At 70.1% G+C, this 15639-nt stretch carries 16 protein-coding genes and 1 tRNA gene; 11 read left to right on the forward strand and 6 right to left on the reverse strand.

Annotated features, from left to right (window positions below; all coding sequences use genetic code 11):
- Nucleotides 1–132: 132 nt before the first annotated feature.
- The 8 genes from OIE40_RS03850 (at nucleotide 133) to pyk (ending at nucleotide 6381) form a co-directional block, all read left to right on the forward strand.
- Complete coding sequence (locus OIE40_RS03850) at nucleotides 133–858, forward strand: purine nucleoside phosphorylase YfiH/LACC1 family protein (RefSeq protein ID WP_264700241.1); 726 nt, start codon at nucleotides 133–135, stop codon at nucleotides 856–858.
- A gap of 65 nt (nucleotides 859–923) precedes the next feature.
- Nucleotides 924–1448: a cell division protein SepF gene (locus OIE40_RS03855; RefSeq protein ID WP_264700242.1), complete on the forward strand. Its 525-nt coding sequence runs from the start codon at nucleotides 924–926 to the stop codon at nucleotides 1446–1448.
- A gap of 14 nt (nucleotides 1449–1462) precedes the next feature.
- A complete protein-coding gene (locus tag OIE40_RS03860) occupies nucleotides 1463–1753 on the forward strand; it encodes a YggT family protein (RefSeq protein WP_264700243.1) in 291 nt (96 codons plus the stop codon).
- Between the two features lie 87 nt (nucleotides 1754–1840).
- Nucleotides 1841–2956 carry a DivIVA domain-containing protein gene (locus OIE40_RS03865; RefSeq protein ID WP_264700244.1) on the forward strand — a complete coding sequence of 372 codons (1116 nt, stop codon included), beginning with the start codon at nucleotides 1841–1843 and terminating at the stop codon, nucleotides 2954–2956.
- A 104-nt stretch (nucleotides 2957–3060) separates the two neighbouring features.
- Complete coding sequence (locus tag OIE40_RS03870; RefSeq protein ID WP_264700245.1) at nucleotides 3061–3468, forward strand: TraR/DksA family transcriptional regulator; 408 nt, start codon at nucleotides 3061–3063, stop codon at nucleotides 3466–3468.
- Nucleotides 3432–3998 carry a signal peptidase II gene (locus tag OIE40_RS03875; protein WP_264700246.1) on the forward strand — a complete coding sequence of 189 codons (567 nt, stop codon included), beginning with the start codon at nucleotides 3432–3434 and terminating at the stop codon, nucleotides 3996–3998. Before OIE40_RS03870 ends, OIE40_RS03875 begins: the two co-directional genes overlap by 37 nt.
- The gene (locus OIE40_RS03880) at nucleotides 3995–4912 is read left to right on the forward strand and encodes an RluA family pseudouridine synthase (RefSeq protein ID WP_264700247.1); all 918 of its coding nucleotides are present in this window, start codon (nucleotides 3995–3997) and stop codon (nucleotides 4910–4912) included. Before OIE40_RS03875 ends, OIE40_RS03880 begins: the two co-directional genes overlap by 4 nt.
- A 59-nt stretch (nucleotides 4913–4971) precedes the next feature.
- Complete coding sequence (gene pyk / locus OIE40_RS03885) at nucleotides 4972–6381, forward strand: pyruvate kinase (RefSeq protein WP_264700248.1); 1410 nt, start codon at nucleotides 4972–4974, stop codon at nucleotides 6379–6381.
- Nucleotides 6382–6443: 62 nt separating this feature from the next.
- On the opposite strand, the gene OIE40_RS03890 is transcribed toward pyk, so the two are convergent.
- The 3 genes from OIE40_RS03890 to OIE40_RS03900 all read right to left on the reverse strand — a co-directional run bounded on the left by OIE40_RS03890 (nucleotide 6444) and on the right by OIE40_RS03900 (nucleotide 9914).
- A complete protein-coding gene (locus OIE40_RS03890) occupies nucleotides 6444–7937 on the reverse strand; it encodes an FGGY-family carbohydrate kinase (RefSeq protein ID WP_264700249.1) in 1494 nt (497 codons plus the stop codon).
- A gap of 148 nt (nucleotides 7938–8085) precedes the next feature.
- Nucleotides 8086–9129, reverse strand: coding sequence for a zinc-binding dehydrogenase (locus tag OIE40_RS03895; RefSeq protein WP_264700250.1), 1044 nt, complete (start codon nucleotides 9127–9129; stop codon nucleotides 8086–8088).
- Nucleotides 9129–9914 carry a class I fructose-bisphosphate aldolase gene (locus OIE40_RS03900; protein WP_264700251.1) on the reverse strand — a complete coding sequence of 262 codons (786 nt, stop codon included), beginning with the start codon at nucleotides 9912–9914 and terminating at the stop codon, nucleotides 9129–9131. The genes OIE40_RS03895 and OIE40_RS03900 overlap by 1 nt, the downstream gene beginning before the upstream one ends.
- 129 nt (nucleotides 9915–10043) lie before the next feature.
- Here OIE40_RS03900 and OIE40_RS03905 point away from each other — a divergent pair, with 129 nt between their 5' ends.
- Nucleotides 10044–10850, forward strand: coding sequence for a DeoR/GlpR family DNA-binding transcription regulator (locus OIE40_RS03905; RefSeq protein WP_264700253.1), 807 nt, complete (start codon nucleotides 10044–10046; stop codon nucleotides 10848–10850).
- An 18-nt stretch (nucleotides 10851–10868) separates the two neighbouring features.
- Here OIE40_RS03905 and OIE40_RS03910 read toward each other — a convergent pair.
- Nucleotides 10869–10951: transfer RNA gene (locus tag OIE40_RS03910), tRNA-Leu, on the reverse strand.
- Between the two features lie 104 nt (nucleotides 10952–11055).
- Here OIE40_RS03910 and OIE40_RS03915 point away from each other — a divergent pair.
- Nucleotides 11056–11673, forward strand: a complete 618-nt coding sequence (locus OIE40_RS03915; protein ID WP_264700255.1) for an ANTAR domain-containing response regulator — start codon at nucleotides 11056–11058, stop codon at nucleotides 11671–11673.
- A 2-nt stretch (nucleotides 11674–11675) separates the two neighbouring features.
- Here OIE40_RS03915 and OIE40_RS03920 read toward each other — a convergent pair whose 3' ends face one another.
- Both OIE40_RS03920 and OIE40_RS03925 read right to left on the reverse strand, forming a co-directional pair.
- The gene (locus OIE40_RS03920; RefSeq protein WP_264700257.1) at nucleotides 11676–12434 is read right to left on the reverse strand and encodes a putative protein N(5)-glutamine methyltransferase; all 759 of its coding nucleotides are present in this window, start codon (nucleotides 12432–12434) and stop codon (nucleotides 11676–11678) included.
- Nucleotides 12424–12834: a PaaI family thioesterase gene (locus OIE40_RS03925; protein ID WP_264700259.1), complete on the reverse strand. Its 411-nt coding sequence runs from the start codon at nucleotides 12832–12834 to the stop codon at nucleotides 12424–12426. Before OIE40_RS03925 ends, OIE40_RS03920 begins: the two co-directional genes overlap by 11 nt.
- A gap of 66 nt (nucleotides 12835–12900) precedes the next feature.
- Here OIE40_RS03925 and polA point away from each other — a divergent pair, with 66 nt between their 5' ends.
- Nucleotides 12901–15612: a DNA polymerase I gene (gene polA / locus OIE40_RS03930; protein ID WP_264700261.1), complete on the forward strand. Its 2712-nt coding sequence runs from the start codon at nucleotides 12901–12903 to the stop codon at nucleotides 15610–15612.
- The last annotated feature ends 27 nt before the right edge of the window (nucleotides 15613–15639 follow it).

Consider the following 15639-nt stretch of genomic DNA (forward strand, 5'->3'; position numbering starts at 1 on the left):
TCCGAGCCGGCCCAGCAGCAGCGTCCGACCCAGGCCGAACGGCCGTCCATGTTCGCACCGCGGCCCGCGGCGCCGGCCCCCGACGACGACCTGGATGTGCCCGACTTCCTGAAGTGAGCCCACCCTCCGACGATGTACCACTTCCTGCGTGACCCCGGCGCCGACGGCGTCGGGGTCGCGTTTTCGGACGCCGTGGCGGCCGACGGCTCGGTGCTCAGCCTGGGCGGTGCGCACGGCGCGGCGGGGCGTCCGCCGGGGATCGCCACCGTCGAGGCGGCGCTGGGCGTGCCGCTGGCCGTGGTCCGGCAGGTGCACGGCACCGACGTGGCGGTCGTCGGCGGGGTCGACGACCTTCCCGAGGTGGCGACGCGCAGCGCCGACGCGCTGCTGACCACCGCGTCCGGCGTCGGGCTGGCGGTCCGGGTCGCCGACTGCGTGCCGGTGCTGCTGGCCGACGCCGGCGCCGGCGTGGTCGCGGCCGCGCACGCCGGCCGGGTGGGGCTGGCCGCCGGGGTGCTGCAGGCAACCGTGCGGGCCATGCGGGACGCCGGGGCGGCGACGATCACCGGGTGGATCGGCCCGCACATCTGCGGCCGCTGCTACGAGGTGCCAGAGGCGATGGCCGACGAGGTGGACGCCGCAGTGCCCGGCACGCGCTCGGTCACCTCCTGGGGGACGCCGTCGCTCGACCTGGCCGCCGGGGCGCGGGCGGTGCTGGCCGGGCTGGGCGTGGAGGCGGCCACGGTGGGCGGCTGCACACTGGAGGACCGCTCGCTGCACTCCCACCGCCGGGACGCCGCGGCGTCCGGGCGGCAGGCCGGGATCATCTGGCTGGACGGCGCGTGTCGGCCAACCTAGCCGGGGGACCGCCTGCCACCATGGGTTAGGTTGCAGCAACTCGGCAGGACGACAAGGGGTTTGAGATGGCTGACGCACTGAAGAAGGCGGCCGTGTGGCTCGGGCTGGTTTCCGACAACGACTACGCCCAGTACGAGTCGGGCGCCGAAGACGTCACCCAGGAGGTGCCCACCGACGACCGGCAGCGCGCCACGTCGGCGCAGCCCGCCGTCCCGCGCGCCACCCCGGCGACCCCGGTGCCGGCCACCGCTGCGGCGACCGTGACCGAGCTGGAGTCGCGGCGTCCGGCCTCGCCCGCCCCGCGCACCGCCGACATCAGCCGGATCATCACCGTGCATCCGCGCACCTACAACGAGGCCCGCACGATCGGTGAGAACTTCCGCGACGGCGTCCCGGTGATCATGAACCTCAGCGACATGGAGGACGTGGACGCCAAGCGACTGGTCGATTTCGCCGCCGGACTGATCTTCGGACTGCATGGCAGTATTGAACGCATCACCAGCAAGGTGTTCCTGCTCTCGCCGCACAACGTCAACGTGACCGCCGAGGACAAGGAACGCATCGCCGGGGGGTTCTACAACCAGAGTTGAGTGGGGGAGCGCACGTGCAGTTCGTCGGTTTGGTCCTGTGGTACGTGCTGTGGGCATACCTGGCCGTCCTGATGGTGCGTGCCGTGCTGTCCTTCGTGCCCCTGTTCGTCCGCGACTGGCAGCCGCGCGGCGTCATGCTCGTGGTCGCCGAGTTCGTCTACACCCTCACCGACCCGCCGCTGCGCTTCATGCGCAAGCTGATCCCGCCGCTGCGGATCGGCTCCACCAGCTGGGATCTCGGCTTCCTGGTGCTGTTCATCGGACTGTCGTTCCTGCAGCGGCTGATCCCGGTGATCTTCTTCTGAGCCTCCTCGTTGGGGCTTTGTGCCGCCCACCGGGCAACGGCTAGCCTGGCGTGCGGTTGATCCATCCGTTCCGACACGAGGTGAAGCATGACCCTGACCCTGGAGCAGGTCCGCAAGACCAGGTTCCACCTGGCCCGTCGCAACGGGTACGAGCCGGTGGACGTCGACAACTTCGTCGACAAGGTCGAGGTCACCCTCGCCCAGCTGGGCGAGGAGAACGACAGCCTGAAGAAGCAGGTGGATGCCCTGACCGCCGGCGGCGACGAGCCGAGCGCCCCCGCCGCCGACACCGCGGCCGCCGAGACCTCCGGTGCCGACACCGCTGAGCTCGACACGCTGCGGCGCCAACTGGACGAGTCGCACGCCGAGGTCGAGCGGCTGCGAGGCGAGCTCGACGGCAAGGGCCGCGAACTCGCCGGGGTGCAGGGTGAACTCGAGACCGCGCGCGGGGCCTTGTCCGAGGGCGACCAGGGCGAACTGGTGGCCAAGCTGCAGGCCGAACTGGACGCGGCCCGCAACGAGCTCGACCAGGTCAAGGCCGAGATCGCCGGACGGGACGAGAAGCTCGCCCAGTTGACCGCCGACCTCGAGACGGCCAGGGCCGCCCAGGAGGAGCGCACCAGCAAGGTCGAGAACATCGTCGTCACCGCCGCCCCGGACGCCGCACCCGCCGTCACCAAGCTGCTGCAGATGGCCACCGAGCAGGCCGAGCGGCTGGTCGGCGAGGCCGAGACCGAGGCCGAGGAGCTGCGCAGCACCGCCCGGGCCGAGGCCGACCGGGTCACCGCCGAGGCTTCCGGCAAGGCCGACGCCGCCGTCGAGGAGGCGTCCGCCAAGGCCCACGAGGCGCTCGCGTCGGCCCGCACCCGCGCCGAGGAGATCGAGACGCAGGCCCGCACCGCGGCCGACTCGGTGACCGGTGAGGCTCAGGCCAGGGCCGAGGCGCTGCACGCCGAGATCGACGGCCGGCGGACCGAGTTGATCAAGGCTCTCGAGGGCGAGCGCGACGAGTTGCGCGGCAAGGTCGAGCAGCTCCGATCGTTCGAGGACCGCTACCGGCAGAGCCTCACCAGCCAGTTGCAGGCGCACCTGGACTCGCTGTCCGGGAAGGCCGAACCCGACGATGCTCCGGAGGTTCTCCAGGAGCATGCGCAGGCGTCCGCGACCCCCCGGCTGGACGCCTTGCTCAACGAGCAGAACTGAGTCCTGGCAGGGCCTTCGACGGCGTCGGCGCAGGTGGTACTGTTCCCGCTCGTACCGTCACCCCGAAGGAGCGCCCCATGTCAACGGCTCGCAGGACGGGTCCCATGGTCAAGGGGCCGGAAGCCATTCCCGTCGCCGACGGAGAGGACCCGTGGACGGCGGAGGAACTCGAGGAGCAGCGCGACGAGCTGACCGGTGAGATCGCGCGCCTGCAGCGGGCGATCAGTATCGCGCAGGCGGGCCTGAAGGATCTGTTCTCGGACGGCAGCGAGGGCGCGGGCCGGGACTCCGCCGATGTGGGGACCTCGAACTTCGAGCGGGACCAGGAGATGTCGCTGGCGGCCAACGCCCGCGAAATGCTTGAGCAGGCGCAACTGGCCCTGCGCTTGTTCGACGCAGGGGAGTATGGAAAGTGCGAATCGTGCGGCAGGCCGATCGGCAAGGACCGGCTGCAGGTGTTCCCGAGGGCGACGCTGTGCATGCCGTGCAAGCAGCGGGAGGAACGGCGGTAGCCGGCGCCGGCCGCCGCTACGCCGCGGTGGCGGTGGGCCTGGGCGTCCTGGGTTTCCTGGCCGACTGGCTGACCAAACGGTGGGCGCTGTCCGCGCTGTCCGATTCGACCTCCGTGCCGGTCATCCCGGGCCAGCTCTACCTGCGCCTGGTGCGCAACCCTGGCGCCGCCTTCAGCATGGGGGAGAGTTTCACCGTCGTGCTGACCTGCCTGGCCATCGCCGCGCTGGGCTTCCTGCTGCTGTGGATGGTTCCGCGCGTCAAGCACGGCGGCTGGGCGGTCGCCACCGGCCTGCTGCTGGCGGGGGTGTCGGGCAACCTGTTCGACCGGCTGTTCCGTGAGCCGGGCGCCTTCCACGGCCACGTGATCGACTTCCTGCAGGTGCCCTGGTTCGCGGTCTTCAACGTCGCCGACATCTGGATCACCTTCGCTGCCGTCACGGTCATCTGGCTGACCATGATCACCGGGGTCAACCTGGCCGGCGAGAAGGTCGACCGACCCGGCCGGGACACCCCACCCGCGCAGCCGTGAGCGTCCTGCTGGTGCCGGACGGCCTGGCCGGGCAGCGCCTCGACGCCGCGGCCGCCCGGATGACCGGACTGTCCCGCAGCCGGGTCGAGGAGTTGATCGGCACCGGCCACGTCCTGCTCGACGGGCAGCCGGCCACCAAGTCGACCAGGGTGAGCGGCGGCGAGCTGCTGGAGGTGACGATCCCCAGTGGCGGGCGGTCGGTCCAGGTCACGCCGCGCGAGGTCGCCGGGGTCCGGATCGTGCACGACGACGCCGACATCGTGGTGGTGGACAAGCCCGCCGGCGTCGCCGCTCACCCCTCACTGGGCTGGGACGGGCCGTCGGTCACCGAACACCTGGCGGCGGCCGGTTTCCGGATCTCCACCTCGGGTGCGGCCGAGCGGCAGGGCGTCGTGCAGCGGCTCGACGTCGGCACCTCCGGGCTGATGGTGGTGGCCAAGAGCGAACGCGCCTACACACTGCTCAAGCGCGCCTTCCGGGACCGGACGGTCGACAAGGTCTACCACACGCTGGTCCAGGGCTTCCCGGACCCGCACGTCGGCACCATCGACGCCCCGATCGGACGCCACCCGGGCCACGACTGGAAGATGGCGATCATCGACGGCGGCCGGCACAGCGTCACCCACTACGACACCCTGGAGGTGTTCCGCGGAGCCACCCTGCTCGAGGTGCACCTGGAGACCGGCCGGACCCACCAGATCCGGGTGCACATGCAGGCCATCGGCCACCCGTGCGTGGGCGACCCGCTGTACGGCGGCGATCCGGTGCTCGCCGCCCGGCTGGGCCTGGACCGACAGTGGCTGCACGCCGTCGAACTCGGCTTCGAGCACCCGGGCACCGGTGAACAGGTGCGGTTCAGCTCGCCCTATCCGGCCGACCTGGCACACGCGCTGGAGTATTTCGGCGAGGGTTGAATACCGATACGTCACGCCGCCGCAGCAGGATCGTCACATGGGTCCGGTAGTGTCGCTGCGTGCGTAGAGCGAAAATTGTTGCAACCCTCGGGCCCTCAACGGACACCCTCGAGAAGGTGAAAGGACTGCTGGACGCCGGTGTGAACGTGGTGCGCCTCAACATGTCGCACGGCGACCACCAGGAGCACATGCGCCGGCTGCAGTTGGTCCGGGACGCCTCCCACGACGTGGGTCGTCCGGTCGGGGTGTTCGCCGACCTGCAGGGCCCGAAGATCCGGTTGCAGCGCTTCGAGAACGACTTCGCCGTCCTCGAGCCCGGCCAGACGTTCATCATCACCACCGACGACGTGCTGGGCACGGCCGAGCGGGCGTCCACCACCCTGAAGAGCCTGACCCGCGACGTCCAGCCCGGCGACCACGTGCTGATCGACGACGGCAAGGTGCACCTGCGGGCCGTCGAGGTGACCGACACCGACGTGGTGACCGAGGTGATCGTCGGCGGCCGGGTGTCGAACAACAAGGGCATCAACCTGCCGGGTGTGGCGGTCTCGGTGCCGGCGCTCAGTGAGAAGGACGCCCACGACCTGCGCTGGGCCCTGCGGCACGGCGTCGACATGGTGGCGCTGTCGTTCGTCCGCAGCGCCTCCGACTACGACCGGGTGCGGGAGGTGATGGACTCGGAGGATCGGCACGTCCCGGTGATCGCCAAGATCGAGAAGCCGCAGGCGGTCGAGAACCTGCAGGAGATCGTCGACACCTTCGACGCGCTCATGGTGGCCCGCGGCGACCTGGGCGTCGAGCTGCCGCCCGAGCAGGTGCCGTCGGTGCAGAAGCGCATCATCGAGAGCGCCCGCAAGTGGGCCAAGCCGGTGATCGTCGCCACCCAGATGCTCGAATCGATGATCAGCGCCCCGCAGCCCACCCGCGCCGAGACGTCCGACGTGGCCAACGCCATCCTGGACGGCGCCGACGCGGTGATGCTGTCCGGCGAGACCGCGATGGGGGAGTACCCGATCGAGGCGGTCGAGACGATGTCGCGAATCATCAACTTCACCGAGGGCACCGGAATGCAGAACATCCGGGGCATCGACTGGAACCCGCACACCCACTCGGGCGTGATCTCCAAGGCCGCGGTCGACATCGCCAGCCGGGTGGGGGCCAAGTACCTGGCGGCGTTCACCATCTCGGGCGACACCCCGCACCGGCTGGCCCGGTTGCGCAGCGAGATCCCCATCCTGGCGTTCACCCCGAAGCCGCGTACGGCCCAGGAACTGACCCTGTGCTGGGGGGTGCAGTCCTTCGTCACCCCCGAGTTCACCACCACCGAGGCGATGCTCGAGTCGGTGCAGGACGTGTTGATGGAGACCGGCTGGGTGACAAGTGGCGACCTGATCGTGATCGTCGCGGGCAACCCGGCCCGGCTCGGCGGGCAGACCAACGCCGTGCGCATCTACGAGTTGCACGGCTGAGCGCCGTAAGGCGACGAAGGGGTGACGGAGCTGCTCCGTCACCCCTTCGCCGGGTCAGTGGATCATTCGCCGAGCTGGATGCCCGCCAAGTGATGGGCGATGTCCTTGGTCGCCGGGTACAAATCTAGGTAGTGGCCGAACAGGTCGTCGTACAGACCCTTGTTGTCGGTGTCGGGCTGGACCCTGGCCGACTCCTTCATCCACGACGTCGACTCGTCGGCGGCGCCCACGTTCTGCGCCGAGATCAGCGCGTCACCGTAGCTGGCGCCGATGGCGAGCTTGGGCAGCACCTGCTCGATGCCGCAGATGTCGGACATTATCTGCGTCCACAGCCCGCCCTTGGTGCCGCCGCCGACCGCCACGTACCGCTTGCCCTCGCCGCCGGCCTCCTTGATCGACTCCAGCAGGTGCCTGGTGCCGTACGCGGTGGCCTCGAGCAGCGCCCGGTACAACTCGGCCCGGCTGGTGCTCAGGGTGAGCCCCGCGATCACGCCGCGGGCCATCGGATCGCTGATCGGCGTCCGCTCACCGGCGAAGTAGGGCAGAGCCAGCAGCCCGTTGGAGCCGGGTGCCACCTCGGACGCCTCCTCGGTGAGGACCGCGTACTCGGTGCCGCCGACGATGTCACGCAACCAGGTGGTCAACGCGCCCGAGGCCGACAGGCCGCCGGCCAGCGCGAACGTGTCGCGGTAGGTGCCGGTCAGCGCCCACAGGTTCGGGTGCGACATGAAGTGGTCGGCGATCAGGTCGGCCACGATCGTCGAGCCGTACATCAGCATGACGTCGCCCGGATCCTTCACACCCACGCTCAGCGCCTCGCTGAATGCGTCGGTGCTGCCCACGCCGACCGGGATGCCCTCGGGCAGCCCGCTCAGCCGTGCGCCCTCGGCGGTCACGTGACCGGCGATCTCGTTGGAGTACTTGAGCTGCGGCAGCGGCAGGCCGGGGGCGACCAGCTCGGCCCATTCCGGGATCCAGTCCTGGGTCTTGGGGGAGTACATCGGGTCGAACATCGAGGCCGACAGGTGGTCCAGCACGTACTCGCCGGTGAGCTTGAACGCGACGTAGGTCTGCGACATGAAGACGTACTTCGCCTTCTCCCACACCCACGGCTCGTTGCGGGCCGTCCACAACAGCTTCGGCCCCTGCGACTGCGAGGTGAGGATGTTGCCACACTTCTCGACCAGGGCCTCCTCGCCGATCTTGTCGGTGAGTTCGGCCACCTCCTTGTAGGCACGGGTGTCGACGCCGTACAGGATGGCGGGCCGCAGCGGCTTGCCGTCGGCATCGCAGAACAGGCTGCAGGGTCCGATGCCCGAGGTGGTGATGCCGACGATGGGGCCGTCGGCCTTGCGCAGCAGGTCGCCGGTGATGGCCAGGAAATCGGCCCACCAGACCTCTTCGGCGTCATGCTCGACGTGGCCGGGCTTCGGCATCGAGGTCCGGTGCGCCTTCTCGGAGGAAGCGATGACCTTGCCGTTCAACCGGGCCAGCACGCCCTTCGAGCTGCCGGTGCCGAAGTCGATCCCGATGACCAACCTCTTGTCCTTCGCCATTGTGGTGCTCCTTTCTCGAGCAACATTGCTCATCGCGGGGCGACCGCGGCGGTGCCGTCCTCCCCACACAGCACGGTATTGGATGCCGAGCCGTGTGGGGAGTGTCCGTGAGAATTGTTTTGTGGATACTCCCACTAACGGTGAGGTCTCAATCGGGGATGACGGCCACCTTGATGCCCTCGCCGGAGGCCACGAACTCGATCGCCTCGGTGGCCTGTGACAGGCCGAAGGTGTGGGTGATCAGCGACTTGGTGTCGATGGCTCCGCTCTCGATCAGGGCCACGGCCCGGACGAAGCTTTCCCGCCCCGAGTTGGAGGCCCCCACCACGGTCAGTTCGCGATAGTGGATCAGGTTCGCGGCGATGTTCGACCAGCCCTCGCCGGCCAACCCGGCGAAGATGCTCACCCGGCCCCGCTTGCGGACCAGGTTCAGGCAGTCGTTGACCAGGGCCGGCACGCCGATGCACAGCACCGCGACGTCGGCGCCCTCACCGTCGGTCAGACCCCGCACGGTGCCCAGCAGGTCGCTGGCGGTCGGGTCGACCGTCAGGTCCGCACCCAGCGCCTCCGCGGTGGCCCGCCGGGTCTCAGACGGGTCGGAGACGATCACCTGGCGGGCCCCGGCGATCCGGGCGAGTTGCAGGTGGATCAGCCCGATCGGCCCGGCACCGACGATGACCACCACGTCGCCCACCTCCACCCGGTAGTTGTCCAGGCCGTTGAGGCAGCACGAGATCGGCTCGGCCAGCGACAGCTGCGCCGGCTCCAGGTGGGGGGCGGCCTTGACCAGCTGCCGGCGGGCCCGCGCCTCGCGCGGAATCAGCATGTAGTCGGCCAGCCCGCCGTCGATGTCGTAGCCGACCAAATGGACGTCCTCGCACAGGTGCTCGGTGCCGCGCCGGCACGGCCCGCACACGCCGCAGCACACCGATGGCGGCATGGCGACCAGGTCGCCCTCGGCGAACCCCTCGACGCCCTCGCCCACGGCGTCCACGTAGCCGGCAACCTCGTGACCCAGCACCGCGCCCAGCCGGACGCCCTTGGACTTCTCGCCGCGCAGGATGCGAAGGTCGGTGCCGCACACGGTGTTGGCGCCGACCCTGATGCGCAGTTCGCCGGGACCCGGTTCGGGGGTGGGCAGTTCGGTCAACTGGGCCGGCACCCCCGGGCCGGCGTAGGTGAAGCCGCGCATCACTGCTCCCCGTGCACGATCTGGACCAGATCGCGGGTCGCGGCCACCGGGTCGGGGGTGTTCCACACGTTGCGGCCGAAGATCAGCCCGCGGGCGCCGGCCTCGATCGCGCCCTGCGCCGACCGGATCACGTCGTCGCGGGCACCCTCTGCGCCGCCCAGGGTGAGCACTGGGATCGCGACCGAGTCGATGATCTCGCGCATGGTGGCCGGGTCGCCGGTGTACTCGGTCTTGATCGCGTCGGCACCGAGCTCGTAGGCCATCCGGCAGCCATGCTGCAGGGCCTCGGCGTTGTGCTTGTCGGTGTGCCTGGTGCCCCACAGGGTGGCCTCGACGATCAGCGGCATGCCGACCCGGTGCGCCTCGACGGCGGCCCGGGCGACCTGCTGGACGTTGTCGGCGAAGGTGGTGCCCTCGGCCGGGCCCAGGATCAGGTACATCACGATCGCACCGGCCCCCATGGCGTGTGCGTCGCTGGGGGACAGCATCACCTTGTAGTGCTCGCCCGAGTCGCGCTTCCAGTCGTCGTTGATGACGGTCCAGTCGGCGCGCAGCACCGGAACGGGCGCGCCGCGGTGGGCGAAGAGTTCGGCACCGGCGCGCAGCATTCCGGGCGCCAGCAGGACGCCGTCGGGGCCGCCCTCGACGATCTTGGCCAGAACGTCGAGCGGTTTGCCGCTGGCGGCGGGCACCTTCAGGTTCGTGCCGTGGTCGTAGGCGGTGATGAACGATCGCCCCGAGCCGGGCTGGAACAGCCGTCCGAGAGAGATCTGGGTTCCCGTCATTGCTTCCTCCTCACCAGCTTCCATGCTGGTTTCTGCGGTTTCTTGCAAGAAGATTAGCGGCCCGGGTTGCAGGAGGCCAACTGGAATGCGAAAGTTGGCATAAAACAGCATCTCTGGCATTCTGGGTGCGTGAATCTGCATGCTGAACCGGCGTCCCCTCCCACCGTGGGCGGTGCGGCCCTACCGGGCGCGCGGCGCTCGTTGGTCGCCGAATACGTCCGCACCCACGGCAGCGCGACGGTGGCCGAACTGGCGGAAGGGTTCGAGGTCTCTGCCGACACGGCGCGGCGCGATCTCGACCTGCTGGACGAGCAGGGCGTGGTACGGCGCACCCATGGCGGTGCGGTGGCGATCGCGACCCCTGCGGCCGACCTCGAGAGCGTGACCGAACGCGGCACCCGGCAACTGGCCGCCAAACGGGCGATCGGAGCGGTCGCGGCCCGGCTGGTGCGTGACGGTGAGACCGTGCTGCTCAACGGCGGCACCACGGCGGTGGCCGTCGCCCGGGCGCTGGGCACCCGCGACATCGCCCTGGTCACGTGTTCGCCCGCGGTGGCACAGGAGGTCGGCGAGACCGCGACCCGCGGGGTGTACCTGCTGGGTGGGCGCTACCACGCCGCGTTCGGCGTGGTGATCGGACCGGTGCGGCTGCCGGGTGCGGTGGGCCTGCGGGCCGACCTGCTGATCACCGGGGCGGCCGGGATCTCCGCCGGCGGCATCAGCATCGCCAACATCGAAGAGGCGGAGATGCTCAGCGGCATGATCGAGGCCGCCGAGCGGGTGGTCGTGGTGGCCGACTCCACCAAGTTCGACCGGACGGCGTTTGCCCGGCTGGCCGGGCTCGAGCGGGTTGACGTGCTGGTCACCGACCGCCCGCCGGGCGAGGAGTTGGGACGTGCCCTGGACGACGCAGCGGTCGAGGTGATCATCGCCTGAGGGCACCCGATGGTGCGGTGCCGAGGAGGGGAGTCGAACCCCTATGCCCTTGCGGGCAGACGGGTTTGAGCCGTCCGCGTATGCCATTCCGCCACCCCGGCTGGAGCCATACGATCATGCCACATTCTGGCCAGCACCGCTTGTCGGAGTAAGGTGCTCCCAGAGCCATGCGACACCCCCACCCCACGACAGAAGAGTGCAGACAATGACGTCCGAAGACGAGACCACCACCGGTCGCGCCCGAGTCCTGGTTGCCGAGGACGAGGCGCTGATCCGTCTCGACCTGGTCGAACTGTTGACCGCCGAGGGCTACGAGGTCGTCGGCGAGGCCGGTGATGGCGAACAGGCCCTCGCCATGGCCCGGGAACTCGAGCCCGACCTGGTGGTGATGGACGTCAAGATGCCCAAGATGGACGGCATCTCTGCCGCCTCGGTGATCGCCGAGGAGCGGATCGCCCCCGTGGTCATGCTGACCGCCTTCTCGCAGCGCGAACTGGTCGAGCGGGCTCGTGAGGCCGGCGCGATGGCGTACGTCGTGAAGCCCTTCGACGCCTCCGACGTGGTGCCCGCCATCGAGGTGGCGATGGCCCGGCACGCAGAACTCAAGGCGCTCGAGGACGAGATCGACGACCTGACCGAACGGTTCGAGTCGCGCAAGCTCGTCGAGCAGGCCAAGGGCCTGCTGATGGAGGGCCTCGGGCTGACCGAGCCTGAAGCCTTCCGCTGGATCCAGAAGACCGCCATGGACCTGCGCAAGTCGATGCGTGAGGTCGCCGAAGGGGTCATCGACCACGCCAAGGCGGGCAAGAAGCCCCGCCGCTGAACTCAGCCGTTCACCGTCTCGGCAACGACGGCGGTGGCGTCCAACGCGTCGTCGGTGTGCACCCGCACCCGCAGCCCCGCGGCGCCGAGCAGCGCGGTCGCCGCCTCCACCTGAGCGGGGGCCACCTCGATCAGCAGTCGCCCACCGGGTGCCAGCCAGTCGGCCGCCTCGGCGCCGATCCGCCGGTGCACCGCCAGGCCGTCCAGTCCGCCGTCCAGGGCGCTCAGCGGTTCGTGGTCCCGCGCCTCGGCGGGCATGAACGCGATGTCGTCGCTGGGCACGTAGGGCGCGTTCGCGACAATCGCCCGCACGCCACCCTGCAGGCGCCGGGGAAGCGCGTCGAAGAGATCGCCCGTCCACACCGACGACGTGGGCAGGTTCAGCCGCGCGCAGGCCACCGCGGCCGGATCGCGATCGGCGGCATGCAGGTCGAGGCCGGGCACCCGCTGCGCCAGCGCAGCGGCCAGCGCTCCGCTGCCGCAGCACAGGTCCACCACGACGTCGCCGGGCCGCAGCCCCTCGGCTGCGAGCCGGACCAGGAGCTCGGAGCGGCGCCGCGGCACGAACACCCCCGGCCGCACGGTGATCCGCAGGCCGTCGAAGGCCGCCCAGCCGAGCACCTGCTCCAACGGCTCGCCGGCGAGCCGCCGTCCCAGCAGCGGTTCCACCGGGCCGGGGGCGTTGGACAGCAGCGCCGCTTCGTCCTCGGCGAAGACGCACCCGGCGGCGCGCAGCGCCGCGATCAGCCGGTCAGGAGTCACGGCGCTTGGGTCGCTGCAACGCGCAGGTGACCCGGGCGGTGCACAGCCGCTCGCCGTCGTCGTTGGTCAGCACCACATCCCAGGTGCCCAGCCTGCCCCCCACGAACAGGGCGGTGGCTACGCCGTTCACCCAGCCCTCACGGATCGAGCGGTGATGGGTGGCGTTGATGTCGACCCCGAAGATCGCCCCACCCTGGCCCACCTCGGCGAAGGCCGCCATCGACGCCAGCGTCTCGGCCAGCACGCAGGACGCCCCCCCGTGCCAGTACCCGAAGGGCTGGGTGTTGCCCTCGACGGGCATTCGCCCCGCGGTTCGGGTGGCGGACAGCTCGAACAGCTCGATGCCCATCTTGTCATCGAGTGCGCTGTGGACGCCGGTGGCCCAGTCGGGAAGGCTCATGGGGTCACGATTCCACATCGGAGGGCGCCGTCCGCAACCCCCGCTGCAGGGTCGCCGGCCAGGTCAATGTCGGTGCGCTCCGCTACCCTCGCTCAGGTGAGTGACGAGCCGGGAACGCTGCTGCTGATCGACGGCCATTCGGTTGCCTATCGGGCCTTCTTCGCGCTGCCGGTGGAGAACTTCTCCACGACCACCGGACAGCACACCAACGCCGTCTACGGCTTCACCTCGATGCTGATCAACGTGTTGCGCGACGAGCAGCCGACCCATCTGGCCGTCGCGTTCGACGTGTCCCGGCAGACCTTCCGCAGCCAGCTCTACACCGAGTACAAGGCCAACCGCTCCAAGTCGCCGGCCGAGTTCACCGGTCAGGTCGCGCTGATCAAGGAGGTGCTGGACGCACTCAACGTCACCCATGTTGAGCTCGACGGCTTCGAGGCGGACGACATCATCGGCACCCTGGCCACGCAGGCGTCCGCCCAGGGCATGAAGGTGCTGATCTGCACCGGCGACCGCGACACCTTCCAGCTGGTCAGCTCCGACGTCACGGTGCTGTACCCGCGCAAGGGCGTCTCCGACCTCGCCCGGATGACCCCCGAGGCCGTCGAGGAGAGGTACTTCGTGCCGCCGGCCAAGTACCCCGAACTGGCGGCGCTGGTGGGCGAGACGTCCGACAACCTGCCCGGCGTGCCGGGGGTGGGGCCCAAGACCGCCGCCAAGTGGATCGCCACCTACGACGGGCTGGAGAACATCGTCCGGCGCGCCGATGAGATCCCCGGCAAGGCGGGCGAGTCGTTCCGCGCCCATCTCGACGACGTGGTCCGCAACCGTGAGGTGAACGCGCTGGTCTGCGACCTCGAGCTGCCGGTGACGGTGTCCGAGCTGGAGCGGCGTGACTGGAACCGCGAGGCCGTGCACACCGTTTTCGACGGCCTCGAGTTCAGGGTGCTGCGCGACCGGCTGATCGAAACCCTTCCCGCCGAGCAGACGGCTCCCACCGGTGGCTTCGAGGTGGTCGGCGACGTGCTCGAGCCGGGGGCCCTGGGCGACTGGCTCAGCACGCACGGACGCGGCGAGCTGACGGGCCTCGACGTCACCGGCCAGTGGCGGGCGGGGACGGGCGACGTCACCGGGTTGGCGCTGGCCGCCGCCGACGGCGCCGCGTGCTGGGTCGACGTGGCAGAACTCACCGCGACCGACGACGCGGCGTTGGCGTCCTGGCTGGCCGAGCCGGGCGTCAGGAAGGCGCTGCACGACGCGAAGGGTCCGCTGCTGGCGATCTGGGCCCGCGGCTGGGAGCTGAACGGGCTGGCCAGCGACACCCAGCTGGCCGCCTACCTGCTGCGGCCCGACCAGCGGGTCTACGACCTGGGCGACCTGACCGCCAGGCACCTCAAGCGCGAACTGAGCGCCGAGGGTCCGGCGGCGGCGCCGAGGGACCAACTGGCTCTCGACTTCGACGATCCGGACGAGGGCCAGGACTCGATGATCCGCGCCCGCGCCGTGATCGATCTGGCCAGGGCGCTGACCGACGAGCTCGACGAGCGCGGCGAGGCCACCCTGCTGGCCGAGGTCGAACTGCCGCTGCTGCGCACGCTGGCGACGATGGAGCGCGACGGTATCGCCGTCGACGCCGAGTATCTCGACGGTCTCTACCGCGACTTCGACACCGCGGTGCGAGCGGCCGAGTCGGACGCCTTCGGCGTGCTCGGCCGCCCGATCAACCTGGGTTCGCCCAAACAACTCCAGGAGGTGTTGTTCGACGAGCTGAAGATGCCCAAGACCCGGCGCACCAAGACCGGCTGGACGACCGACGCCGAGTCGCTGGAGAGCCTGTACGCCAAGACGGAGCATCCGTTCCTGGCCCATCTGCTGCGGCACCGCGACCAGATCCGGCTGCGCCAGACGGTCGAGGGGCTGCAGAAGTCGATCGCCGACGACGGCCGGGTGCACACCACCTACATCCAGACCATCGCCGCCACCGGCCGGCTCAGTTCGACCGACCCGAACCTGCAGAACATCCCGATCCGGACCGAAGAGGGCCGGCGCATCCGCCGCGCCTTCGTGGTCGGCGCCGGGTACGAACGGCTGATGACCGCCGACTACAGCCAGATCGAGATGCGGATCATGGCCCACGCCTCGGCCGACGCGGGCTTGATCGAGGCGTTCCATTCCGGTGAGGACTTCCACACGGTGATGGCCTCGCGGGTGTTCTCCGTCGGGCCCGACGAGGTCGACCAGCGGATGCGGGCCAGGATCAAGGCGATGAACTACGGGCTGGCCTACGGGCTGAGCGCCTACGGGCTGTCGCAGCAGCTGAAGATCGAGGTCTCCGAGGCCAAGGGCCTGATGGAGGAATACTTCGAGCGGTTCGGCAACGTCCGCGACTACCTGCGCGAGGTCGTCCGGACGGCGGGCCGCACCGGCTACACCGAGACGCTGCTGGGCCGCCGCCGCTACCTGCCCGACCTCACCTCATCGAACCGTCAGCGCCGTGAGATGGCCGAGCGGATGGCGCTGAACGCACCCATCCAGGGCTCCGCGGCCGACATCATCAAGGTCGCCATGCTCGACGTCGAATCGGCGCTGGCCGAGCGTGGGCTGAGTTCACGCATGCTGCTGCAGGTGCACGACGAACTCGTCTTCGAGGTCGCGCCGGGTGAGGCCGACGAACTGGACGCCCTGGTCAGGGACAAGATGGGTCACGCCGTCGACCTGGCGGTGCCGCTGGAGGTCTCGGTCGGCACCGGCCGGTCGTGGCACGACGCGGCGCACTAGGCCGGCCCCGCGTCGTCACCGGCCGGT

The sequence above is a fragment of the Micropruina sonneratiae genome (assembly GCF_025972045.1).
Lineage (GTDB): Bacteria > Actinomycetota > Actinomycetes > Propionibacteriales > Propionibacteriaceae > Micropruina > Micropruina sonneratiae.